Below are 22,082 nucleotides of genomic sequence, written 5' to 3'. Positions count from 1 at the left end.
CGATGCTCAGCGAAGGTCTCTATTATGACATCGTCCGCCAGGCATTGTGGGTTGCGGTGATCACATCCGTCCCGATCCTGGCGGTGGCACTGGTCTCGGGTCTGGTTGTGGGTCTGTTCCAGGCGCTGACCTCGGTGCAGGAAATGACGCTGACCTTCGTGCCAAAGCTGGTCGCCATCGTGATCGTTTTCTGGATTTCGATGGGGTTCATGACCCAGACGCTGGTGACGTTCTTCACCTCAACCCTCATCCCACTGATCGCCGGAGGCCGCTGATGGATACCTCATATACCACCTTGTCCCGCCAATCGGGGCTGATGAATGAAATGCGGTTGGTGGCGAATAATATCGCCAATGCCAATACCACGGGCTACCGCCAGCAGGGCTTGGTGTTTTCCGAGTTCGTGAAAGCCTCGCCGGGCAATTCGTCCTTGTCCATGGCGCGGGCAGAGGCACGCAATACCTCGTTGCAACAAGGCGTTCTGACCGAAACCGGCGGGCAATTTGATTTCGCCATCGAAGGCGACGGGTTTTTCATGATCGAAACCCCCAGCGGCAACCGGCTGACACGGGCGGGTGCGTTTTCACCCAGTGCCGAGGGTGATCTGGTTACCATGGATGGGTACCGGGTTCTGGACAGCAACGGCGCCCCTGTTTTCATTCCGCCGGATGCCGCGTCGATTGATGTCGGCAGCGACGGCACGCTTAGTATCGAAGGGCAAGTTCTGGGACAGATCGGCGTCTACCGCGTTGCTGATCCCACGAGCCTGGTGCGCGAGGGCAGCACGCAATTTCGGTCAGATGCAGCGATTGAACCCGTGGAGGAGCCGGTCATTGTGCACCGATTCCTCGAAGGATCGAACGTGAACGCGATCGAACAGGTCACCCGGATGATCGAAATCCAGCGCGCTTATGAGTTGGGGCAGAGCTTTCTTGAAACCGAAGACGAACGTGTGCGTGGGGCGCTTAAGGCGCTGATGCGCTGATTTGATAACGGAGGAATTGATATGCGGGCACTGAAAATCGCAGCGACAGGCATGACCGCTCAGCAGATGCGGGTTGAGACGATCTCGAACAACCTGGCGAATATGAATACCACAGGCTACAACGCGCGCCGCGCCGAGTTTGCAGACCTGCACTATCAACAAATGGCGCGCGCTGGGACGGTGAATGCCAATGACGGCACCGTCTTGCCCACAGGTATACAACTGGGTCTGGGGGTGCGCCCGGCTGCGGTCACCGTGCAGCTGGCACAGGGTGCGTTGGCGGCCACTGGCAGCGATTTGGATGTCGCAATCGAAGGGCGCGGCTATCTTGAGGTGACGTTGCCCAGCGGTCAGTCTGGCTTTACCCGTGACGGCAGCCTGAAACGCTCGGCCGAAGGGTTGATCGTCACTTCAGATGGCTTCGCTGTCGCGCCAGAGATCACAATCCCAGACGATGCAAGGTCGATCTCGATCAATGCATCGGGTGAGGTTTACGCCTATTTCGATGATACCGCCGAAGGACAGTTGCTGGGTGAATTCACCCTGGCCAGTTTTTCCAATGCCAAGGGGCTGGAGGCGATCGGCAGCAACCTGTTCAAAGAAACCGAAGCCTCGGGCGCGCCTGTCATCGGCACTCCGGGTGAGGGCGGGATGGGCACCCTGCGTCAGGGATATCTCGAGGACAGCTCGGTCGATGCCGTGCGCGAAGTCACCGAACTGATCGAGGCCCAGCGGGGATATGAGATGAACGCCAAGGTCATCTCGGCCGTCGATCAGATGATGGGCGCAACAACGCAGGTGCGGTGATGCGCGCCCTATTCATAGCACTGGTGACGATCAGCCCGCTTTGTGCCTTGGCTGAGATCGTGGTGCCGATCCGGACCATAAGCGCCAAAGAGGTGATCTCGGCCGCCGATCTTGAGATCAAAGATCAGGTTGTCCCCGGAGCGGTCACAAACCCCGATGATCTGATCGGTCAGGAAGCACGCGTCGCGCTTTACCCCGGACGCCCCGTTCGCGCAGCAGATGTCGGGCCGCCCGCGCTGGTGGACCGCAATGATCTGGTGGTTCTGGTCTTTGACCGTCGTCCCCTTTCGATCACGGCCGAAGGCCGTGCCCTTGGGCGCGGGGCTGTCGGCGATCGTATTCGGGTCATGAATCTGTCGTCACGTACAACTGTTGTTGGCTTTATCCGGCCTAACGGTCAAATCGAGGTAAAATGATGTTCGGAAAACTAAAACTGTTGATGATGGCATGTCTGGCTCTGACCGCCTGTGGTCGACTGGATCATTTGGGAAAACCGCCAAGTTTCACACCCGCGGACGAGTCTGCTGAACATGTTGCCATGCTGTGGCCGGGTTTGCCGTTGCACACGCAGCCACAGCGCAATGTTGATCGGTCCTCGCTATGGAGCGGTGGCCAACAATCGCTTTTGGGAGATCAGCGCGCAATCAAAAAAGGCGATATTCTGACGGTTGTCATCGAGTTGGACGAGAAAGCCGAGATATCCAACGACACAAATCGCTCACGCAGCGGGTCAGAAAGCCTTGAGGTTCCCGACCTGTTCGGCCTGCCGCAGCGGGCGCTGGAACGGCTGCCCGACGGGGCGACGCTGGACGAAGCTGTTGGGATCGACTCATCATCGGTTAGTAAGGGCAAGGGCTCGGTCAAGCGTAAGGAAAAGCTGACACTCAGAGTCGCCGCAACCGTCATCGACGCCTTGCCGAATGGTGTGCTGGCCATATCGGGCTCGCAGGAGCTGCGCGTGAATTTCGAACTCCGAGAGCTATTGGTCACGGGATATGTGAGGCCACAGGATATCTCGCGGAAAAATGAAATCACCTATGACAAGATTGCTTCGGCGCGCGTGTCTTATGGTGGCCGCGGTCAGATCATGGATGTGCAGCAGCCCCGTTACGGCCAGCAGGTCCTTGATACAGTTTTGCCGTTCTGAGGTCGTATAACAATGAAAAATCTAATTCCTATATTGTTTCTGCTTGTTGGCCTGGGCGGTGGAATTGGTGCGGGAATTGCCATGTCTCCTTCTGGAAAAACCAAAGATGGTGACATGGATAAATCCGCTGCCGCCGAACCCAAGAAAGCCAAGGAGAAGGCCACTAAGACCAAGTCGGACAAAAAGGATGCGTCCAGCAAGTATGAATATCTGAAGATGACGAAACAGTTTGTGATCCCGGTCGTGAAGTCCGACCGGATTGCCGCGTTGGTCACAATGTCGCTGAGCCTGGAAACCAAACCCGGCGTTGCTGAAACGATTTATGAGTTTGAGCCAAAGTTGAGAGATGGGTTTCTGCAGGTTCTGTTCGATCACGCAAATACCGGTGGTTTCAACGGCAACTTTACGGAATCCGACAATCTGGATTTGGTCCGAAAGGCTTTGCTGCAGGTCGCCAAGAAGGATTTGGGTGATGACGTGCTGCAAGTCCTGATCATGAGTGTTAACCGTCAGGATACTTGAAGCCTGTTTCGGCCCGCTTATTGCCGCGATCGCTTTTTCATAAGCATGTCTCGGCGGGCCTTTTGTTGTTCTTCAATCAGCTGTCCTAGGGCCTGTTTGCGTCCGAACGCTTTCCGCAAGGCTTGCATCTTGGTTAGCTTTTGCGCTCGGACGCGCGCGAGGTCTGTATTGAGTTTTCGTCGGGTTGCCTCTTCCCATCCACGCCACAGAACATCAGTGCCGGTGACCTGATATCCATCAGCTTGACCGCTGTTTTGTCGGGTCTGCTGAAGCTGTGCATCCAATCGACTCAGTTTTTGCAAAATCTCGGCCTCGGCTTCGACATATGGGCGCAAGGTCTGTTGCTCTTTTTGGAAGGTCGCGTCGGATAAACGCTCCAGATCGGCAAGTCCGGTAAACCGCATCAGATTTTGTCCTTCGCACGTTTGCGCATGGCTTCAGCAAAGCGAATGGCCGCTGCGACCGGGCGATAGTGTTCGGGGGCGATCTCATTCCCGATTTCGACGGTCGCATGGAGCGCCCGCGCGGTGGGGGGATCCGAGTGGATCGGAACCCCGGCCTCGGCCGCCGAGGCGCGGATGGCGGCCGCAATCTGGTCGACGCCTTTCGCCACGCAGATCGGTGCCGACCCCGCCGTCCGCTGCCATTTGAGAGCTACCGCATAATGGGTCGGGTTCACGATGACTACATCCGCAGTTGGGACATCCGCCATCATCTGATTTGCCGCAATTTCCTGCGCGCGCTGGCGGCGCTGTTGTTTGACATGCGGGTCGCCTTCGGCGTCTTTGGTCTCGTCCTGAATTTCTTTGCGGGACATCCGGTTCTTGCGCATATGTTCGGAATATTGCCACATATAGTCGACGACCCCTACGGCCAGTGCGATGGTAACAACGATGAAGAGAAACCGGAACAACAGGTTCATCATCAATACGATCGACGATTGCGGCGGTGCGGCGCTGGCGGTCAGAATCTCGGGCAGATTGGCGCGCAGAAACAAAAACAAGCAGATGCCGTAGATCAGCAGCTTTGCAAAGCTTTTGGCAAATTCGAACAGACCACCGCGCCCGAATTTATTCTTGGCATTGGAGAGGATCGAAATCCGGGACAGCTTGGGCTGCAACTTGCTGGGGGCAAAAACCAGCGCCTTTTGGGCGATCAGGCTTAGCAGAACCGCCGTCGCAGGAAGAACAAATATCGTTGCCATCGAGATTGCAGCTTTGCCAAGCATCCCACCCACCAGGCCGTCGGCGGGGCCAGCCGTTAACATGGTGCTGATCTTATCGGATTGGTCGATCAGGACGACAAACAAGGTGCCCAGATGCTGAACGCCCATCTGGCCTGCGAAAAGCAAACCGATCAGCAGCCCGACATATGCCGCGACCACGGACAGGTCGTTCGACTTGGCGACCTCACCCTTTTCCCGCGCTTTCAGAAGCTTTTGCGGCGTCGGGTCATATGACTTGTCGCTGTCGTCGTCCTGTCCGCTCATCTCGGATCTTTCAGCGGGTTCTGCATGAAATCAAACAGGGCATCGGACCAGACCGACAGGATCAGAGGCGCGCCGGCGAACAGCAGGAACAGCCCCGCAAATGTGATGGCCGGGGCGCCGACAAACGCCACCATCAGCTGTGGCATGGCGCGGTTGATGACACCAAGCGCAAGGTTGTAGATCAGCGAGGCAATCACAAACGGCATTGCCAGGGCGAATGCCAGGCTGAAACTGTACGAGACCCGTTCCACGCCCCATTGGGACAAATCCGGCGCCTCCGGTGTGGTCCCGGTGGGAAACAGATCGTAGCTGTGGATCAAGAACTCTGCCAAACGGATGTGCAGGCCAAGTAGTACAGCAAGGGCCAACCCGGCCAGCGTCAGCAGATAGCCCATGGCCGGAACCGGATCAGCCGCTGCCCCGCCCAGAATTTGCGAGAGTGACGTTGCCTGTGCGGCGATGGACCCTGCCGTCTGCAGGGTCAGAACAAAGATGCGCAGCGCCATCCCCAGCGCCATTCCGACAAGAATTTCGGTGGTGATCAGCTGGACCATGGACAGGAATTCGGGATTGAATTCCTTTGTCGGCACTGCCGGTGCCACGATCAACGTAAAGGCAACGGCAGTGCCAAGTTTGACACGGGTGGGGATGCTGCGTTCTCCGAATGCAGGCATCAAGGATACCATTGCCGAAACGCGTAGGAAAACACCGAAGAAATGCCAGGCCCCAGAGCCCAGGTGCGGCAAGAGATCGGGTGGGAGGGCGATCATGCGGGTACCGTGCCTACAAGTGCGGGCCGCGCCTCGAGCCCGATTTCCTCAAATGACAGGACCGGATTGGACACGCCGCGCGCATGCATGATCGTACGCAGCAGCCTGCGGCGCCGGGTCGAGGTCACGACGGCGGGAAAGATGCCATGGTCAGCAGAATGTGAGACACTGTCCACCACGCCGTCCGCAAGCTTGTTGAACAGGTTCGGCGGCAGGGCGACATCCAGCCCGGCATTGGGCGCATCGACCTGATAGGTGGCAAATGTGTCTTCCCATTCCGGTGCCAGCTGGATCAGCGGGATCGACCCGTCTTCGCGTTTCATGTCAGCCACAAGCTGGAACCCAAGTCGCTGCCGCACCAGTTCGCAAATCCCCTCGGGTTGGGTGGTGGTCAGGCGCGCCTCGGCGATGCTTTCGAGGATAAGCGCCAGATTGCGTATCGAAACCCGTTCGTCCAGCAAAAGGCGCAGGACTGCGTGAAGCGTGTCGATTGGAACCTTGTCGGGGATCAACTCGTCTAGCATTTTCCGGTTTGCCTCGGCGCGAACCGGGTCGCTGAGCCGGGTCATCTCGGACAGCAGTTTGCGCAGGGCCTTGAGCGTCAACAGACGCGAGAAGTTCTGTTTGATGATTTCCAGCAGATGCGTGGCCAGTATTTCCGGGGGTGAGACAATCGTAGCGCCGCTCATTGCTGCGGCCTCTTGATCCTTGGGCAGGATCCAACGTGCAGGTGCACCATAGACGGGTTCGGTGACATCCCTCCCCTCGGGCAAAAGATCGTGCCCGTCCTGAACAAGCGCCAGAATCAGATCGGGGTTCAGCGCACCACGGGCCTGTTCCACGCCGTGCACCTTGATCACATATGTCCCCATCGGCAGCTCGGCCCGGTCGGTCAGGCGGATATCGGGCAGGATCAATCCAAAGGTCGAGGCGACATAGGTCCGCATATTCGCAATGCGCGCATCCAGACCGGTGCCCGGGTTCAGGACCATGCTGACCAGATCCGGTGCGAATTCCAAGTGAACATCATCGAGGTCGAGAATATCGCCAATCGCCTGCGACACCGCTGTGTCCGCCTCATCCGTCGCGGTTTGTGCCTGAGTTTCTCGCTGGTGCTGTTTTCGGTGCACCGCATAGGCGGCGTAGCCCAAAACGCAGGCCCCCAGAATAAAGGGCAGAAACGGCAGACCCGGAACCAGCGCGAAAAGCACCATCAAACCGGCAACAGTGCCAAGGGCGGCCGGGTGGCGCCCCAGTTGCGATAAGATGGCGGTGTCAGTTGCGCCCTGCGTGCCACCACGTGCCAGAAGCAAAGCGGAGGCGATCGAGATGATCACAGCCGGTATCTGCGAGACTAAGCCATCGCCAACAGTCAGGATGGCGTAGGTTTCGAACGCCGATGACACCGGCATCCCATGCACGATCACGCCCATGACCAGACCCATGACCAGATTCAGCAGGGTGATCAAAAGCCCGGCAACCGCGTCTCCTTTGACGAATTTCGACGCCCCGTCGAGCGAGCCGAAAAAGGTGGTTTCCTGTTGTTCCCGTTCGCGTCGTTCCTTGGCCTCTTGATGATCGATGGCGCCCGCGGACATATCGCTGTCGATGGCCAGCTGTTTCCCGGGCATCCCATCCAGGGCAAATCGCGCACCAACTTCGGCCATGCGGGCCGCGCCTTTGTTGATGACCATAAAGTTCACGATTAACAGGACGCCGAACACGACAAGGCCCAGGAATATGCTGCCGCCCATGACGAAGCTTGCGAATCCCTCGATCACATCGCCGGCGGCATTGGGGCCGGTGTGCCCCTGACCGATAATCAGCTTGGTCGATGAGACGTTCAACGACAGCCGGAGCATCAAAGACCCCAGAAGGATAGTCGGGAAGGAAGAGAAATCCAGCGGCCGTTCGATGAACAGGGTCAGCGTGAAAATCAGGATCGCCAGGGCGAAGGACGTGGCCAGCCCGAAATCCAGGACCCAGGACGGCATGGGCAGGATCATCATTACGATGACGGTCATCAACGCAAGCGCCAGCAATACAGTCGGAGAAAACAGGGAGCGGACGTCAAGTCTGGGCACGTAATTCTCCTAGTTGAAGATGATAAAGGCTGTTTGGGTGTCCGATGCGGGCATCAAAGAGCCCATCGCACCGGTCGGAAACTGGGTCGTTTGCACCGGAAACAGCGGTGTGGCGGATTGTGTGAAAGGGTCACGCGACATGCGTGCGGTTTGCACTGCCGGGGCCGGATCAAGCTGCGCGTGAACATTCTGGTATCGGCTGGAATAGGCTTTTGCCAAAGCCGGGGTTCGCGAGTGGTAGGCACCTGCCGCTGCCGACCATGACCCAAGTTCGGCGTAAAGCTGTTTCAGAAACTGCGCCGCGTAGCTGGCGTTAGTCTCGGGGTCGAACATGGCATCGATCGACTGAAAGGCCTGCCCGTGCCAGCGATAGTTGATTTGAAAGCACCCGATATCAAAGCTGCGCTTTCCGGCTTGGAAAATATCCGCGACATAGGCTTTAGCCTCCAGCTCAGATTGGAACCAATGGCCGCGCCCTTCGACATTGATTGCCCATGGCCAAGGCTCAAGTCGGCCTTTGATCGCGCGGCCAGTTTCAACCCGCGTTATGGCACGCAAAACATCAAGCGGTATGTCTTGGGCGAGGGCCGCGCGGCGGGCGGCCTGATCACATGTCTGAGACATCCGGGCCTCCGCGCCCGCAAAGCTTTGACGCGCTGCCAGAAGCAACGCAACACATGCTATGACAATGAATAGGCGATTTGGCATTCTGCCGGTCCGGGATTCTGATCAATCCGGGCCACGCTAGCCTTGCCTTGGTTTACAGAGGGTTATCAGTCAATCAGATTCGATCAATCCGCCGGCCAAAAACAACGCTCGTATTGGTGCGCAGAACACCGGGGATTCGTGCCAGATCATCAACGAGAATATCCAGATCCTCGATCCTTGGCGCGTCAGCGGTCAACAGCAGGTCAAAGTCACCGTTGATCGAAAGACAGAGTTTAACCTCGGGATAGGCCTCGAGCCGCTTGATGATACGGGTGGTTTCCTTCTGTTGGACCTCGAGCAGAACGACAACCTGGACGCGGGGGGCATCTTCGGGGCTGTTCAGGATCACGGAATAGCCGGCAATGATGCCGCGTTCTTCCATCCGGCTGATGCGTTCATGCACGGTTGTCCGGGCAACGCCCAGTTTTGCCGCGATTTTTGTGGTCGACTCGCGGGCATTATGTTGCAGGACTGAGATGATGCGGCGGTCAAGCTGATCCATTGGCGCTCCGGTGCGGGTCTGGTTTTTCCGGTTTAGGGCAAAACGGCAGCAGGGCTCAAGGCTCACGCGGGATACGGGGGTGCAGGTCGTCTATTATGACGGGATGAGCATGCGGTGGCGGGCCGGCCATGTGCGGGTGGTCACGCGGCAGGTCAGGATGGTCGTGGATCACCGAATGCAGATCAGAACGCGGCCAAAGGGTGACCGCACCGATAATACCCAGAAAGGACATCGCCGCCATAAAGCTCAGGGCGGTTGTGGCCCCAAACAGGGTCATCAGCCCGCCTGCCAGAGGATACAGCACCAGCCAACAGCAATGAGACAGCGTGAATTGGGCCGCAAAGACGGCGGGGCGGTCTTCGGGATGGGCCGAGCGGGTCAGCAGGCGGCCAGACGGCGTCAGCGTGGTGGAATAGCCAAAGCCAGCTAGGGCCCACAAAACGATCAACAGACCCAAAGACAGCGGGGTTGTCGCAAATATCGCGGCGGCTCCGGCCATGGTGACGCAGCACAGAAGGGCGCCGGCCAACATGACCTTTCGATCCTCGATCCGGTCCAGCATCCGGGGCAGGATAAAAGCGGCAAGCATAGAGCCGCCACCAAAACCGGCCAGCGCAGCGGCAACGGCGCTTTCCGACAGCCCCAGATCTGATCGCACGATGACCACAGTGTTGACGATCACCATTGAGCTGAGTGCTGCCGCGCTCCAACTCAGGGCAAGAAGGCCCCGCAGCCGGGGTGTATTCAAATAGATGCGTATGCCACGTGTTGTCCGTTCGTATATCCCGCGCGGCTTACTTGGTTTGGGTGATGGCAAAGCCACCGACACCACCAGCAGCGCCGAAGCGACAAATCCCAGGGCGGTGCCCCAGAACAGGCTGTTGAAGCTGACCAACAACAACAGGGCTGCGGCGAATACGGGGCTTAGCAGGCTCTCCAGATCATATGCCATCCGCGATAGGGACAGGGCGCGGGTGTATTCGCGCTCATCTGTCAGTACATCGGGGATTGTAGCCTGAAATGCAGGGGTAAATCCGGCCGAGGCAGATTGCAGCACGAAAATCAGGACATAAACCTGCCAGACCTCGGTCACAAAAGGCAGACACAGCGCGACAGCCGCACGGATCAGGTCAAGCACCACCAACATCTTGCGCCGGTCCAGCCGCTCGGCAAACGCGGCCGCCAATGGCGCGACCGTGACATAGGCCACCATTTTGATGGTCATCGCGGTGCCCAACACCAGGCCGGCCGCATCCCCTGCCAGTTCAAAGGCCAACAGACCCAGCGCGACCGTGGCCAGCCCAGTGCCCGTCAGGGCTACGATCTGCGCGGCCAACAGGTGGCGATAGGTCCGATTTCTAAGAACGCTCAACATTGATTGATATCTGCCGCAGTCTAAAGGCTCTGTCACCCCAAACCTTCATTTAGGTCTTGACCAACTGCGACAGCGGCAACCGGCTGGCGTACAGGGATGGCGTTGAGTTTAGGGAATAAAGCGCCTATCTCGGTGGCGATACCGCGCAAAGGAATACTCGGGTGGCTAACTATTTGTACAAAAACGACCTGCCGGACGGGTTGGATATGGGGCCGGTGGTGGCCATTGACTGTGAAACCATGGGTCTAAACCCGCATCGCGACCGCCTCTGCGTGATCCAGATGTCGGGCGGCGATGGCAATTCGCATATCGTTCAGGTCGAAAAGGGCAAGACCGAGGCACCGAACTTGTGTGCCATGCTGGAAAACCCGGATGTGCTGAAACTGTTCCATTTTGGCCGTTTCGACATTGCCGCGATGTATCACGCCTTTGGTGCGTTAGCCGCGCCAGTCTATTGCACCAAGATCGCCAGCCGTCTGGTGCGCACCTATACCGACCGGCACGGGCTGAAAAACCTGTGCAACGAGTTGATCGGCGTCGATATCTCGAAACAGCAGCAGATGAGCGATTGGGGCGCCGAAACGTTGAGCGAGGCGCAGCTGGACTATGCCGCCTCGGATGTTCTGTATCTGCACCGCCTGCGGGAGGAGTTGAACAAGCGCCTGGCCAGAGAGAGCCGGACCGAGATGGCGCAGGCCTGTTTTGACTTCTTGCCGATGCGTGCGAAACTCGATCTAGCCGGATGGCCAGAAACGGATATTTTTGCGCACTCATGACTGATACCGAAGCATTTCTGAGAACCGCCCGTCAGGTGGTGACAGACGAGGCCCGCGCGCTGGAGGTACTGGCCGACGGTCTGGATGAACATTTTGCCCAAGCGGTTCAGCTGATTTTGCAGGCCTCGGGCCGCATCATCATAAGCGGCATCGGCAAGTCGGGTCATATCGGGCACAAGATCGCGGCCACGCTGGCCAGCACCGGTACACCGGCCTATTTCGTGCACCCGGCCGAGGCCAGCCATGGCGATCTGGGCATGGTTTCAAAAGGCGATGTGGTTCTGGCCATCTCGAATTCGGGCGAAGCGCCAGAGCTTGCCAACCTGCTGGCTTTTACCCGCCGCTTTGGCATTCCACTGATTGGCCTGTCCAGCAAGCCGGAAAGCACGCTGATGAAACAGGCAGACGTGCATCTATTGATCCCGTCATTGGGCGAGGCCTGCGGCTATGGCATGGTGCCTTCGATTTCCACGACGTTGACTTTGGCCATGGGCGACGCGCTGGCGATAGCGTTGATGAAGTATCGCAACTTCAAACCCGAAGATTTCCGCGCCTTTCATCCCGGTGGAAAACTAGGTGCACAGCTGAGCACGGTGCAGGATCTGATGCACAAGGGCGATGCGTTGCCGCTGGTTTCGGTCGGAACACCCATGAGCGATGCGCTGATCGAGATCAGCCGCAAGGGCTTTGGCGTTGCCGGGGTTGTCGATCCGCAAGGTCAGGTGGTGGGCATCATCACCGATGGCGATCTGCGGCGTCATATGGAGGGCTTGCTGGGCAAAACGGCCGAGCAGGTGATGACGCAGAACCCAACAACCATCCCGCCCGGCGCGTTGGCCGAAGAGGCGGTGGCCATCATGAATGACCGCAAGATCACCTCTTTGTTTGTGGTCGAGGAGGGCAGTGATCGCCAGGCCTTGGGCGTGCTGCATATCCATGATTGCCTGCGCGTTGGTCTGGGGTAGAGGGGCGTTCGATGGACGGACATTCCCGGATGGTGCAATTTCTGAAGGTGTTGCTGCCTTTGGCAGCCATTGTGCTGCTGTCGACGGTTTTCCTGCTGTCACGCAGCATCGAAACCAGCGTGTCCGTCCCGTTTACCCAAAAAGACATAGATGAACGTCTGGCCGACCAAGTGGTGACCCAACCCCATTATCTTGGAACAACCAGAAAAGGCGAGGAAGTTCAAATTCAGGCGGCCCAAGCGACCCAGGGGCGCGAAGGGTCATTGCCCACGACTGCCGAATTTAGAGGGCGGTTGGGATTGTTGAATGGCGGCATCATAACGATGGATTCAAATTCCGGCATGATCCGCCCGGACAAGAATTCCGCAACGTTTGTTGGGGACGTCCTGATAACGACGACAGACGGAATTCAGGTCAGAACTGATCTTCTGAATACCTCTCTGGATGAAATCCGCGGCGACACTCCGGGTCAGGTCGATGGCACCGGCATCATCGGAGATTTTTCCGCGGGACGCATGACATTTGGAACCGAAAAAAAGGATGGGCCGGTCCATATTCTTTTTACAGATGGTGTTAAGCTGGTATACGAGCCTGAAAAAACAGAAAGATAAGCCGTGATTGATTTGCGATTTGCTGTTGTTAGTTTTGCGCTGATGGTCGGTGCCTTTTCGGCGTCGGCACAGGAAACGCAGGTCGCCTTCGGGTCAGCCAAGGCGGATCCAAGCCAGCCGGTCGAAGTCACCTCGGAATCCCTAAACGTCAATCAAGAAGACGGCACGGCCGAGTTTATCGGTAACGTCCTGATCGTGCAGGGTGAGATGCGCCTGACCGCCGAGCGGGTCCTGGTCATCTACAACGCCGACAGGTCCGGAATCGAGCGGATGGAGGCGACAAATGATGTGGTTCTTGTCAGCCCGCCTGATGCAGCCGAAGGCGACTGGGCCGAATACACAATCGACTCGGGCGAAATCGTGATGCGCGGAAATGTGCTTTTGACGCAAGGCCCCAGCGTTATCAGCGGCGATCAGATGAATGCCAATCTGACGACCGGAACGGCAAAGATGACTGGCCGCGTCAAAACCATTCTGAATCCGGATAGCAACTGATGGAGCGTCCGAATTTGTCTGTGGCCGAAGGCGGTTCCGGCCTCAGGATCGAGAAACTGCGGAAATCATACCGTAAGAAGACCGTAATACGCGAAGTCTCGATGACGTTGGGCCGGTCCGAGGTGGTTGCCTTGTTGGGTCCGAACGGATCAGGCAAGACCACAACGTTCTATTCGGTCGCCGGGCTTGTCTTTCCCGAAGCTGGCACTGTGACCATTGACGGCCAAAACGTGACGACCCTGCCGATGTATAGGCGCGCGCGGCTTGGGATCGGATATCTGCCACAAGAGATGTCGATTTTCCGCGGGATGAGTGTCGAGGACAACATTGCCGCCGTTCTGGACATCACCGTGAAGCACAGCCATCGCAGGAAAGAGCGGCTGGAAGAGCTGTTGTCCGATTTTTCGATCGAACATCTGCGCCGCGCCCCGGCATTGGCATTGTCCGGCGGCGAGCGTCGCCGTGTCGAAATTGCCCGTTGTCTTGCGGCTGATCCGAAATATCTGTTGCTGGACGAGCCATTTGCTGGCGTAGACCCGATCAGCGTCGGCGATATCCGCCATCTGGTAGCGGACCTGAAAAAGCGCGGCATCGGCGTGCTGATCACTGACCATAACGTGCGCGAAACACTGGAAATCGTGGACCGGGCCTATATCCTGCATGATGGTCAGGTGCTGATGTCGGGTACGCCGGATGAAGTCGTCGAGAACGAAAATGTCCGCCGGGTCTATTTGGGCGAAAACTTCCGTATTTCATAGGCTTGCGCGGAATTGCGCCCAGCGCATGGCTGAAATCACGTATATACACGCCTGTTTTGATTGACTCTGCCGCCGTCTCTTGCCTCAATTGGGTTATGGCATTTCTTCAGTTCCAGTCGGGATCGCGGTGCACCTTTGCTAAGGGGTACGTTTCTCAGCAACTGCGGAATATGCCGATATCCCCCACCCGATAAAAACACGTGCGCTGCGTAACGCAGCGTCAAAATGGGTGTGAATTGTGAAGGAGATCACATGCGTTACCAAATTAGCGGAAAACAGATCGACATCGGCGAGGCACTGCAGACCCATGTGCAGACCGAGCTAGGGGAGGTTGTTGGAAAATATGCCCAGCGCCCGACCGACGCCAATGTCGTCTTTTCCCGTTCTGCGCATGAGTATGTTTGCGAAGCCACCGTGCATCTTTCGACCGGCCTGACTGCGCAGGCCAAGGCCCACGCTATCGAAATCTACGCAGCATTCGAGGCCTGCTGTGACAAGATGGAAACGCAGTTGCGCCGGTATAAGCGCCGCCTCAAGGACCATCACAAGGACCGATCCGAGCCGGTTGAACTCTTTGGTGCTTCCTCTTATATCCTCGCCTCTGACGAATCAGAGTCGGCTGATGAACCTGAAACGCTGCAGCCGATGATCGTGGCTGAGATGGAAACCAAGATCCCATCGTTGAGTGTTGGTGAAGCCGTTATGCAGATGGAACTAGCCGGCGCCCCGGTGCTGGTGTTCCGGAATGAAAACAAGGACGGATTGAATGTCGTGTATCGCCGTGAGGACGGCAACATTGGCTGGATTGATCCGTAACAGGCAAGAATAGCAAGGCAAGCCCCTGCACAAGCAGGGGCAAGGCCATGGAGCGTGATCATGGAGCTTTCGAGCATACTGAAGCCCGAGGCAGTACGTGTATTGTCCGCCGCTTCCAGCAAGAAGCGGCTGTTTCAGGAAATCGGCGATGTTGCCGAGGGGGCCCTTGGTCTTGACGCGCAGGTTGTTGTGGATGGCCTGCTCGAGCGGGAGAGCCTTGGCCCAACAGGCGTTGGTCATGGAGTCGCCCTGCCACATGCGCGGCTGGGTGATCTGGCCGAAGTGGCTGGCGTTTTCGTAATGCTGGAAAAGCCGATTGATTTCGGTGCGGTAGACCGCCAGCCGGTTGATGTCGCTTTTGCGTTGTTTGCCCCGGAAGAGGCAGGTGTGGACCACCTAAAGGCGCTTGCGCTGGTGTCCAGAACGCTGCGCAATACGTCGGTTTGCGCAAAGCTGCGCGCCAATCCTGATCCGGTCAAGCTCTATGCAATTCTGACCGAGGCGCAGTCGGTCCAGGCGGCTTAACTGCCCCAAAGGCAATAAAAAAGCCCCCAGTTTTCGGGGGCTTTTGCGTTTTAACCGCCGGTTCCCATTTCCAGGGTCCACCAGATTTTCCCGCCGTTCTCCTGGTGCCAGGCAAAGCCCATCTGAGTGGCTTTGGCATCCATGATGACATTTCGCGGTCCGGGTTCCTGCATCCAGGCGGCCAGCGTTTCGGTCTCGGTCTCATAGGTTTCCGAGATCGCCTCGCCGAGGAAGGTGCCGTAATAGCCGACGCGCGTCGCCCGATCCAACGGCGAAGATCCGTCCGAGCCAAAGTGCCAGGGCCGATTCTGTCGCGCCATATCCTTGGAATGGGTGGCGGCCGCGGCATTGAGCTGAGCATTCAGTTGTACCGGCTGAAGGCCCGATGCCTGGCGGAGGGCGTTAACCGAATCCAACATCCGGAATTGCAGCTTTTCTGGATTGCCACGGATCTTGTACACCGTTGGCAGGGGGCGCCCATCTGCTCCATAGGTTGGGGATCCACCCGGCGTACAGGCGGCCAGTGCAATAAAGCTAGCAAACAGTAATGAAATGATGCGCGTCATGATCGACCTGATTATTGTGTTGCCATACGGCATAGCGTGACAGAAGGCTGTGGGCAAACGCACAATGGCTTTGTTCTGCGTGATTCTGCCGGTTTCAATTGCGACTGAAGCATTCTGGCAATAAAATGCACAGGATTTTTAGATTTTCTGTGAAAAGGACCTGCGATCATGGTCAAGAAAAGCATTACTCATACAACCCGACGCGGATTCGTCGCGGGTGTCTCGGCTCTGGTCGCCTCGCCTGCGTTTGCCCAATACACCCCCGGAGACCCGCTGCGCCCCGCACCCGAGGACGAACCTGCGGTGCGCCGTAACATCTCTGGCTTCAGGGCGCTGGACTGGCAGCCCTATTTTTCCAACACGAAAAACGGCGCTATCCTTGTCGATACAGTATCGCGGGCGCTGCATTACTGGTCTGACGATCAATCGGTGTACAAACTATACCCGTCGTCGGTTCCCCTGACCGAAGAGCTGACGCGCCGCGGCCGGACCAGTGTGATCCGCAAGGTCGAGGGCCCAAGCTGGTCGCCAACACCCTCGATGAAGAAAAGAAATCCGGAATGGCCGGACTATATCCCGCCGGGTCCAGATAACCCATTGGGAACACATGCTTTATATCTAAGCTGGAAATATTACCGAATTCACGGAACCCATGATACGCGCAAAATCGGGCGTCGATCTTCGAATGGGTGCATCGGTCTTTTCAACAACGATATTGCCGAACTGTTCTCAATGGCCAAGGTTGGCACGCAAGTGTTGCTAATTTGACGACATTTCCGCGCAGGTACCCGCTTGTGACGCAACTTCCATTTGCATTCCAGTTGGATAGCTGATTAGAAAAAAACACGAGGTAAGTCTTGAGTGCATGGTTTCACTATACGGAACCGTGCGTATCCTGGAGGTTAATATGAAGAAACTCGTTCTCGCCGCTGCACTGACTGCTGCTGCTTCGACCGCTTATGCAGGCAACCTGGAAGAGCCGGTTGTTGAAGCACCTGTTGTTGTTGAAGAAACTCAGGGTTCGTCAAACGGCATCATCCTGCCGCTGATCCTGTTGGTTGTTGTTGCCGCAGCTGTTGCAGCAAGCTAATTCGACAAGCGATATCTAAAGAAAAGGCGGTGGAGCTTTCCACCGCCTTTTTTTGTGCCTAGTCGACTGGGTGGCTTAGTCCAGCCAACCCTTCAAATTATCCTCGATCACCTTGCCCAGGGCCGCTATGTGCGATTCGTCATCGTTCAGGCATGGGATATAGGTAAAGCTTTCGCCGCCCGCGTCCTCAAAACTCTCTTTGATCTCTTCGTTGATCTCTTCCAGCGTTTCGATGCAATCGGCGGAAAACGCTGGTGCGATAACGGCGATCTTCTTCTTACCCTGTTTTGCCAGTTCGGCCACGTGGTCGACCGTATATGGCTTGAGCCATTCTTCCGGGCCGAATCGTGACTGGAAGGTCGATACAAGCTGGTCGTCCGACCAGCCCAACCTTTCTTTCAGCAACCGAGTCGTTTTTGCGCATTGGCAGTGATAGGGGTCGCCCTGTAGCAGGTAGCGTTCCGGCATGCCGTGGTAGGAACAGACCAGTATGTCCGGTTTGTCCACCATCGCGGCATAGGCCTTTTTAACCGAGCCCGCCAATGCGTCGATATAGGCGGGTTCGTCAAAATAGGCGGGCACGGTACGGCTGGCGGGTTGCCACGTCTCATCCATCAGAGCGCGGAAAAACTGGTCATTGGCTGTGGCGGTCGTGGCGCCTGCGTATTGTGGGTACAGTGGAAAGAACAGAACCCGGTCGCAGCCTGCCGCGACCATTTCCCGGACTTTTGATTTTGTCGATGGGTTGCCGTAGCGCATGCAGAATTCCACCATGACCTTGTCGCCATAGCGTGCCTGCATCGCGTCACGCAATTTGGCGGTCTGGTCCTTGGTAATCGTCATCAGCGGGCTTTCGCCCTTGTCGTGGTTCCAGATCGACTTGTACGCCTCACCCGAGCTGAAGGGCCGTTTGGTCAGGATGATCCCCTGCAGGATTGGCTGCCATTTCCACTTGGGATAGTCGATCACGCGCTGGTCCGACAGAAACTCGTTCAAATAACGGCGCATGGGCCAATAGCTGTAATCGTCGGGGGTGCCGAGATTGGCCAGCAGGATGCCGACGCGGCCCGTTTTGACTTTGGGGTGATCCGCCGGGGCATGATCGGGGCGTGTGGCGTCAAACATGTTTCACTTCCTGAGATGTCTTTGCTTCGGGCTGAGATAACCGGAATTCCGTATTCGTCAATCGGACAGTTTGCCTTCGCTTGCACCCAGAGCATCCGCAAGCCGCATCTGGGCCGAGCCCGGACGCAGCGGTTTTGGCTGGCTTTCATCGGGCGACCAGCCGGTTAGGCAGACCAGCTCGAATGTCGCCTTGAGGCGTTTTTGATCAGTGCTGAAATGATTGGCATAGATGTCTTGCGCCCGGGCAAAGACCTGCCGGTTTGTGGGGTGTTTCATGCGGTTTTGCAGGCTGTTGGTTTCACCCATTGCCCGCAGGTCATGCATCAGGTGGGTCAGATCGCGATATTCCGCCGTCAATCGCGCGGTATCAGCAACCGGCAGGGCCAGTCCGGCGCGTTGCAGTAACCCGCCCAGATCGCGCAGCTCGGCCATAGGCGCGATGCGGGGGCTGAGGCCGCCCGTGACCTCAACCTCGGCCTGCCCAAGTGAGGCGCGTAGTTCCTGCAGGGTTTCACCGCCCAGACAGATCACCAGCAACAGCCCATCAGGCTGCAGCGCGCGGTGACACTGGATCAACTGCCCAACCGGATCATTGGTCCAGTGCAGAGCCATAGCATGGATCACCAGATCATGGGTACCGGGGGTCAGGTCCAGCACCTCGTTATCCGGGATGATCCGCGCCATTGGCAACACATCCTGCCAGACTTGCGCAAAAGGGGTCACGATCGCCGGGGCCGTAAAGCTTTTATTAACCAAGGCGAGCCGATCCTGAACCTCGTCAACTGCGGCGCGGTGCAAGAACAAGGCATCTTCCCGTGCGCGGGACCGACGCCGTGCAAGGATTGCGCGGTCGAACAGTGAGGGTGCGTTGGAATCAGGCAGTTTCATAGGGCGCAACTATCGCATGTGGCAGCGGATTCAAACCGCTGTCCAGATGATCTATCCCCCGCGCTGTCTGGGATGCGGTGATTTGACCGAGGCGGATTTCGGCCTCTGTGGCTCCTGTTGGCGTGAAACGCCCTTTATCGGTGGCGCTGTATGTGAAAGCTGCGGCGTGCCCTTGCCGGGTGAGGCCGATGGCCACCGAATCGAATGTGATGACTGTATGAAAACGCCGCGCCCCTGGCGCGATGGGCGGTCTGCGCTTTTGTATGATGGCAAGGCGCGATCCCTGATTCTGGCTCTGAAACATGGGGACCGGCCCGAGCTTGCACGCCCTGCGGCGCGCTGGATGGCCCTGGCGGGTCGGGATTTGTTTCGCGAGGACATGCTGATCGCGCCGGTACCGCTGCATTGGTCCCGGTTGCTGAAACGCAGGTACAACCAATCCGCCCTGTTGGCGCAGCATCTGGGGCGGCAAACCGGGTTGGAGGCCTGTCCGGACCTTCTGGTCCGACGGACAAGAACGCCTGTTTTGGATGGAAAAACAGCCGCACAGCGCATGGAAACGCTGGAGAATGCGATTGCAGCGCATCCCAGGCGGCTTCGGCAGATGCAGGGGCGCGATATTCTGCTGGTCGATGATGTCATGACATCAGGCGCAACATTGACCTCATGTGCACGTGTCTGTCGTGCATCCGGGGCAAATCATATTTTTGTGTTGACCCTAGCGCGCGTTGCCAAGGATACCTAACTCGCCCAGGATTGTGCGAAACCCAAAGGTACGGAATATGAAATCGGTAGAAATATATACCTCGCCGCTCTGTGGCTTCTGTCACGCTGCAAAACGGCTGCTGAATCAGAAGGGCGTCGAGTTTCAGGAAGTCGATGTGCTGAGGAACCCAAAACGCAAACCTGAAATGATCCAGCGCGCCGGTGGCAAGCGGACCGTACCCCAGATCTTTATCGGATCGCAGCATGTGGGCGGATGCGACGACCTGTATGAGCTGGAACGTCAGGGCAAGCTGGACGGTTTGCTGGCGGCCTGATGAAGAGCGCCCTGCTTCAGATCACCTCGTCGGATGATCCGGCTGAAAACCTGAAAATGGTGCGCGCCCTGATGTCCGAAGCGGCAGGGCAGGGTGCGCGGTTCGTTCTGACGCCCGAGGTGACGAATTGCGTGTCCACCTCGTCCACACGGCAGCGGGAAATTCTGCAATACGAAGAAGATGACCTGACACTTGCGGGGCTGCGCGAGCAGGCCGCGAGCCTGGGGATCTGGTTATTGATCGGCTCGTTGGCGATCAAAACACATGATGCGGATGGTCGGTTTGCCAATCGGTCTTTCATGATTGATCCTCAGGGGCAGATCGTGGCGTGGTATGACAAGATCCATATGTTCGACGTGCAGGTGTCCGAGGCCGAGACGTTTCGCGAGTCCAAAAACTACCGTCCCGGCACACGGGCGGTCATAGCCGAGACAGATTTCGGCAAGGTGGGTCTGAGTATATGTTATGATATCCGCTTCCCCAAACTATACGCATCTCTGGCGCAGGCTGGAGCGCGCATTCTGACGGTTCCAGCCGCTTTTTCACCGGTCACGGGTGAGGCCCATTGGAAGTCGCTGTTGCGGGCGCGGGCGATTGAAAACGGATGCTGGGTGTTGGCCCCGGCGCAGACCGGTGAACACCCTAAAACCAGGGGAAAGACCCGCAAAACCTACGGTCACAGCATGGTCGTTGCCCCATGGGGAGAGGTCGTCATCGACGCAGGGACCGATCAGGGCATTCACTTTTTCAATTTGGATGATAGTTCTGTTACAGAAGCACGAAGCCGCGTGCCTTCGCTGACACATGTCCGTCCCTTTGACGGCCCCTGATCCAGAATCTGGACTATGACAAACGATACCAATGCCCTCGCGGTCACGCTGTTCAGCGAGATCCTGACCGCAGACCAGTTATTGCGGAACCGGCTCAGCCGGGTGCTGCCCAGGGGCATGGAAATTTCGCATTTCTCGGTTTTGAACCATCTTGTCTTTGTCGGCAACGAACGCAGCCCGGCACAGCTAGCCGATACGTTTCACGTGACCCGAGGTGCCATGACCAATACCTTGGCCAAGCTGGAATGGGCCGGATATATCCACATCCGCCCCGACTGGGACGACGCCCGCCGCAAGATGGTCGCCATCAGCCCCGCTGGGCGGAGTGCTCGGGATCAGGCGATCTCCTCTATTGCGCCGCTGATCAATCGCGTGGTCGGAGAGCTGGGGCTGGAGCGGGTGCGCAGCACGCTGCCCGTGCTGCGGGATTTGCGATCGCAGTTGGAGGGGGAATAGGTTCACCCCGGCTTCACGCTCGCCGTCACATAATTCACGCTCAAATCCCGGTCAGAGATCGACCAGCTCCATAGTATCGGGTTGAACACGAAACCCTTGCGGTCCACCGGGTCCAACCCGGCTTGACGCAACAGGTCGAACAACTCGTCAGGGGTGATGAACTTGTTCCACTCATGCGTGCCGCGCGGCAGCCAGCGCATGATCACCTCGGCACCAAAGATAGCCATCGCATAGGATTTCGGGTTGCGGTTGATGGTCGAACAAATCTCAAGTCCGCCTGGTTTCAGCAAATCCCGCGTGGCTGTCAGAAAGCTGAGCGGGTCGGCCACATGTTCGACCACCTCCATGTTCAGAATCACATCAAACTGCTCACCTGCGGCGGCCATAGCCTCGGCAGTGGTGTGGCGATAGTCGATCCCAAGCCCCGATTGCTCGGCATGGATGCGGGCGACGGGCAGGTTGCCCTCGGCGGCATCGGCGCCCACGACCTCAGCGCCAAGGCGAGCCATGGGTTCGCTCAGCAAGCCTCCTCCACATCCGATATCCAGCAGGCGCAGGCCCTCGAACGGGCGCGGGGCCTTCAGATCACGGTCAAATTCGCCTGCGATTTGCTGTGTGATATAATCCAGACGACAGGGGTTCAGCATATGCAGGGGCTTGAATTTCCCATGCGGGTCCCACCATTCGGCGGCCATCGCCTCGAATTTTGCGATCTCGGACGGGTCTACCGTGTTCGGATGCGCTTGCATTCC

Annotated in this window: 30 protein-coding genes; 19 read left to right on the top strand and 11 right to left on the bottom strand. The window is 57.6% G+C overall.

What is annotated here, in order from left to right; all coding sequences use genetic code 11:
• Positions 1–2: 2 nt before the first annotated feature.
• Genes AC2FHX_RS17715 through AC2FHX_RS17690 form a run of 6 tightly spaced genes read left to right on the top strand, consistent with a single transcriptional unit; the run spans position 3 to position 3,461 of the window.
• On the top strand, positions 3–275 hold the full coding sequence (locus AC2FHX_RS17715; RefSeq protein WP_496697355.1) for a flagellar biosynthetic protein FliQ: 273 nt from the start codon (positions 3–5) through the stop codon (positions 273–275).
• A complete protein-coding gene (locus AC2FHX_RS17710) occupies positions 275–985 on the top strand; it encodes a flagellar hook-basal body complex protein (protein ID WP_496703076.1) in 711 nt (236 codons plus the stop codon). The genes AC2FHX_RS17715 and AC2FHX_RS17710 overlap by 1 nt, the downstream gene beginning before the upstream one ends.
• A gap of 21 nt (positions 986–1,006) precedes the next feature.
• On the top strand, positions 1,007–1,792 hold the full coding sequence (flgG, locus tag AC2FHX_RS17705) for a flagellar basal-body rod protein FlgG (protein WP_142638319.1): 786 nt from the start codon (positions 1,007–1,009) through the stop codon (positions 1,790–1,792).
• Positions 1,792–2,208, top strand: a complete 417-nt coding sequence (gene flgA, locus AC2FHX_RS17700; RefSeq protein WP_496703078.1) for a flagellar basal body P-ring formation chaperone FlgA — start codon at positions 1,792–1,794, stop codon at positions 2,206–2,208. Before flgG ends, flgA begins: the two co-directional genes overlap by 1 nt.
• Positions 2,208–2,939, top strand: a complete 732-nt coding sequence (flgH, locus tag AC2FHX_RS17695) for a flagellar basal body L-ring protein FlgH (RefSeq protein WP_416383935.1) — start codon at positions 2,208–2,210, stop codon at positions 2,937–2,939. The genes flgA and flgH overlap by 1 nt, the downstream gene beginning before the upstream one ends.
• A 12-nt stretch (positions 2,940–2,951) precedes the next feature.
• A complete protein-coding gene (locus AC2FHX_RS17690) occupies positions 2,952–3,461 on the top strand; it encodes a flagellar basal body-associated protein FliL (protein WP_496703080.1) in 510 nt (169 codons plus the stop codon).
• Positions 3,462–3,478: 17 nt separating this feature from the next.
• Here AC2FHX_RS17690 and AC2FHX_RS17685 read toward each other — a convergent pair whose 3' ends face one another.
• The 7 genes from AC2FHX_RS17685 to AC2FHX_RS17655 all read right to left on the bottom strand — a co-directional run bounded on the left by AC2FHX_RS17685 (position 3,479) and on the right by AC2FHX_RS17655 (position 10,389).
• Positions 3,479–3,865: a hypothetical protein gene (locus AC2FHX_RS17685; RefSeq protein WP_496703082.1), complete on the bottom strand. Its 387-nt coding sequence runs from the start codon at positions 3,863–3,865 to the stop codon at positions 3,479–3,481.
• Positions 3,865–4,950: a flagellar type III secretion system protein FlhB gene (gene flhB, locus AC2FHX_RS17680; RefSeq protein ID WP_496703083.1), complete on the bottom strand. Its 1,086-nt coding sequence runs from the start codon at positions 4,948–4,950 to the stop codon at positions 3,865–3,867. The genes AC2FHX_RS17685 and flhB overlap by 1 nt, the downstream gene beginning before the upstream one ends.
• Entirely contained in the window at positions 4,947–5,720 is a 774-nt protein-coding gene (locus AC2FHX_RS17675; protein WP_496703085.1) for a flagellar biosynthetic protein FliR, read from the bottom strand. The genes flhB and AC2FHX_RS17675 overlap by 4 nt, the downstream gene beginning before the upstream one ends.
• Complete coding sequence (gene flhA / locus AC2FHX_RS17670) at positions 5,717–7,744, bottom strand: flagellar biosynthesis protein FlhA (protein ID WP_496703160.1); 2,028 nt, start codon at positions 7,742–7,744, stop codon at positions 5,717–5,719. Before flhA ends, AC2FHX_RS17675 begins: the two co-directional genes overlap by 4 nt.
• Before the next feature lie 69 nt (positions 7,745–7,813).
• Positions 7,814–8,428: a lytic transglycosylase domain-containing protein gene (locus AC2FHX_RS17665; protein ID WP_496703087.1), complete on the bottom strand. Its 615-nt coding sequence runs from the start codon at positions 8,426–8,428 to the stop codon at positions 7,814–7,816.
• 157 nt (positions 8,429–8,585) lie between these two features.
• Positions 8,586–9,014 (bottom strand): Lrp/AsnC family transcriptional regulator, encoded by a 429-nt coding sequence (locus AC2FHX_RS17660; protein WP_142638301.1) that lies wholly within the window; start codon positions 9,012–9,014, stop codon positions 8,586–8,588.
• A 55-nt stretch (positions 9,015–9,069) separates the two neighbouring features.
• Entirely contained in the window at positions 9,070–10,389 is a 1,320-nt protein-coding gene (locus AC2FHX_RS17655; RefSeq protein WP_496703089.1) for an MFS transporter, read from the bottom strand.
• A 161-nt stretch (positions 10,390–10,550) separates the two neighbouring features.
• Between AC2FHX_RS17655 and AC2FHX_RS17650 the strand changes: the two genes are divergently transcribed.
• From AC2FHX_RS17650 to AC2FHX_RS17620, 7 genes are all read left to right on the top strand, one after another.
• Positions 10,551–11,165: a ribonuclease D gene (locus tag AC2FHX_RS17650; protein ID WP_496703091.1), complete on the top strand. Its 615-nt coding sequence runs from the start codon at positions 10,551–10,553 to the stop codon at positions 11,163–11,165.
• Positions 11,162–12,130, top strand: coding sequence for a KpsF/GutQ family sugar-phosphate isomerase (locus AC2FHX_RS17645; protein ID WP_142638295.1), 969 nt, complete (start codon positions 11,162–11,164; stop codon positions 12,128–12,130). The genes AC2FHX_RS17650 and AC2FHX_RS17645 overlap by 4 nt, the downstream gene beginning before the upstream one ends.
• A gap of 11 nt (positions 12,131–12,141) precedes the next feature.
• Complete coding sequence (locus tag AC2FHX_RS17640) at positions 12,142–12,741, top strand: LPS export ABC transporter periplasmic protein LptC (protein WP_496697374.1); 600 nt, start codon at positions 12,142–12,144, stop codon at positions 12,739–12,741.
• A gap of 42 nt (positions 12,742–12,783) precedes the next feature.
• Positions 12,784–13,236 carry an LptA/OstA family protein gene (locus AC2FHX_RS17635; RefSeq protein WP_142638458.1) on the top strand — a complete coding sequence of 151 codons (453 nt, stop codon included), beginning with the start codon at positions 12,784–12,786 and terminating at the stop codon, positions 13,234–13,236.
• Positions 13,236–13,994 (top strand): LPS export ABC transporter ATP-binding protein, encoded by a 759-nt coding sequence (gene lptB, locus AC2FHX_RS17630; RefSeq protein WP_142638291.1) that lies wholly within the window; start codon positions 13,236–13,238, stop codon positions 13,992–13,994. Before AC2FHX_RS17635 ends, lptB begins: the two co-directional genes overlap by 1 nt.
• Positions 13,995–14,246: 252 nt before the next feature.
• Positions 14,247–14,810 (top strand): ribosome hibernation-promoting factor, HPF/YfiA family, encoded by a 564-nt coding sequence (gene hpf, locus AC2FHX_RS17625; RefSeq protein WP_271950796.1) that lies wholly within the window; start codon positions 14,247–14,249, stop codon positions 14,808–14,810.
• Positions 14,811–14,870: 60 nt separating this feature from the next.
• On the top strand, positions 14,871–15,335 hold the full coding sequence (locus AC2FHX_RS17620; protein WP_142638287.1) for a PTS sugar transporter subunit IIA: 465 nt from the start codon (positions 14,871–14,873) through the stop codon (positions 15,333–15,335).
• Between the two features lie 50 nt (positions 15,336–15,385).
• On the opposite strand, the gene dalA is transcribed toward AC2FHX_RS17620, so the two are convergent.
• Positions 15,386–15,901 (bottom strand): divisome-associated lipoprotein DalA, encoded by a 516-nt coding sequence (gene dalA / locus AC2FHX_RS17615; protein WP_142638285.1) that lies wholly within the window; start codon positions 15,899–15,901, stop codon positions 15,386–15,388.
• Positions 15,902–16,069: 168 nt separating this feature from the next.
• Between dalA and AC2FHX_RS17610 the strand changes: the two genes are divergently transcribed.
• Both AC2FHX_RS17610 and AC2FHX_RS17605 read left to right on the top strand, forming a co-directional pair.
• Positions 16,070–16,669: a L,D-transpeptidase gene (locus tag AC2FHX_RS17610; RefSeq protein ID WP_496703094.1), complete on the top strand. Its 600-nt coding sequence runs from the start codon at positions 16,070–16,072 to the stop codon at positions 16,667–16,669.
• A gap of 139 nt (positions 16,670–16,808) precedes the next feature.
• Positions 16,809–16,991, top strand: coding sequence for a hypothetical protein (locus AC2FHX_RS17605; protein ID WP_142638281.1), 183 nt, complete (start codon positions 16,809–16,811; stop codon positions 16,989–16,991).
• A 75-nt stretch (positions 16,992–17,066) separates the two neighbouring features.
• On the opposite strand, the gene hemH is transcribed toward AC2FHX_RS17605, so the two are convergent.
• Together hemH and AC2FHX_RS17595 are read right to left on the bottom strand one after the other, a co-directional pair.
• Positions 17,067–18,116 carry a ferrochelatase gene (gene hemH / locus AC2FHX_RS17600; protein WP_496703096.1) on the bottom strand — a complete coding sequence of 350 codons (1,050 nt, stop codon included), beginning with the start codon at positions 18,114–18,116 and terminating at the stop codon, positions 17,067–17,069.
• Between the two features lie 57 nt (positions 18,117–18,173).
• Complete coding sequence (locus AC2FHX_RS17595; RefSeq protein ID WP_496703098.1) at positions 18,174–19,004, bottom strand: methyltransferase domain-containing protein; 831 nt, start codon at positions 19,002–19,004, stop codon at positions 18,174–18,176.
• Positions 19,005–19,050: 46 nt separating this feature from the next.
• Between AC2FHX_RS17595 and AC2FHX_RS17590 the strand changes: the two genes are divergently transcribed.
• Genes AC2FHX_RS17590 through AC2FHX_RS17575 form a run of 4 tightly spaced genes read left to right on the top strand, consistent with a single transcriptional unit; the run spans position 19,051 to position 21,330 of the window.
• Positions 19,051–19,749 (top strand): ComF family protein, encoded by a 699-nt coding sequence (locus AC2FHX_RS17590; protein WP_496730987.1) that lies wholly within the window; start codon positions 19,051–19,053, stop codon positions 19,747–19,749.
• Between the two features lie 37 nt (positions 19,750–19,786).
• Positions 19,787–20,044, top strand: coding sequence for a glutaredoxin 3 (gene grxC, locus AC2FHX_RS17585; RefSeq protein ID WP_142638273.1), 258 nt, complete (start codon positions 19,787–19,789; stop codon positions 20,042–20,044).
• Positions 20,044–20,874 (top strand): carbon-nitrogen hydrolase family protein, encoded by an 831-nt coding sequence (locus AC2FHX_RS17580; protein WP_271950785.1) that lies wholly within the window; start codon positions 20,044–20,046, stop codon positions 20,872–20,874. The genes grxC and AC2FHX_RS17580 overlap by 1 nt, the downstream gene beginning before the upstream one ends.
• A gap of 15 nt (positions 20,875–20,889) precedes the next feature.
• Positions 20,890–21,330 (top strand): MarR family winged helix-turn-helix transcriptional regulator, encoded by a 441-nt coding sequence (locus AC2FHX_RS17575; RefSeq protein WP_496703102.1) that lies wholly within the window; start codon positions 20,890–20,892, stop codon positions 21,328–21,330.
• 2 nt (positions 21,331–21,332) lie between these two features.
• Here AC2FHX_RS17575 and ubiG read toward each other — a convergent pair whose 3' ends face one another.
• Positions 21,333–22,079, bottom strand: coding sequence for a bifunctional 2-polyprenyl-6-hydroxyphenol methylase/3-demethylubiquinol 3-O-methyltransferase UbiG (gene ubiG / locus AC2FHX_RS17570; protein ID WP_142638267.1), 747 nt, complete (start codon positions 22,077–22,079; stop codon positions 21,333–21,335).
• Positions 22,080–22,082: the final 3 nt, after the last annotated feature.

This window comes from Ruegeria sp. CDSC042 (assembly GCF_059610745.1).
Note: the sequence above shows the minus strand (reverse complement) of the source record. Positions and strands in the feature narration are given on the sequence as shown.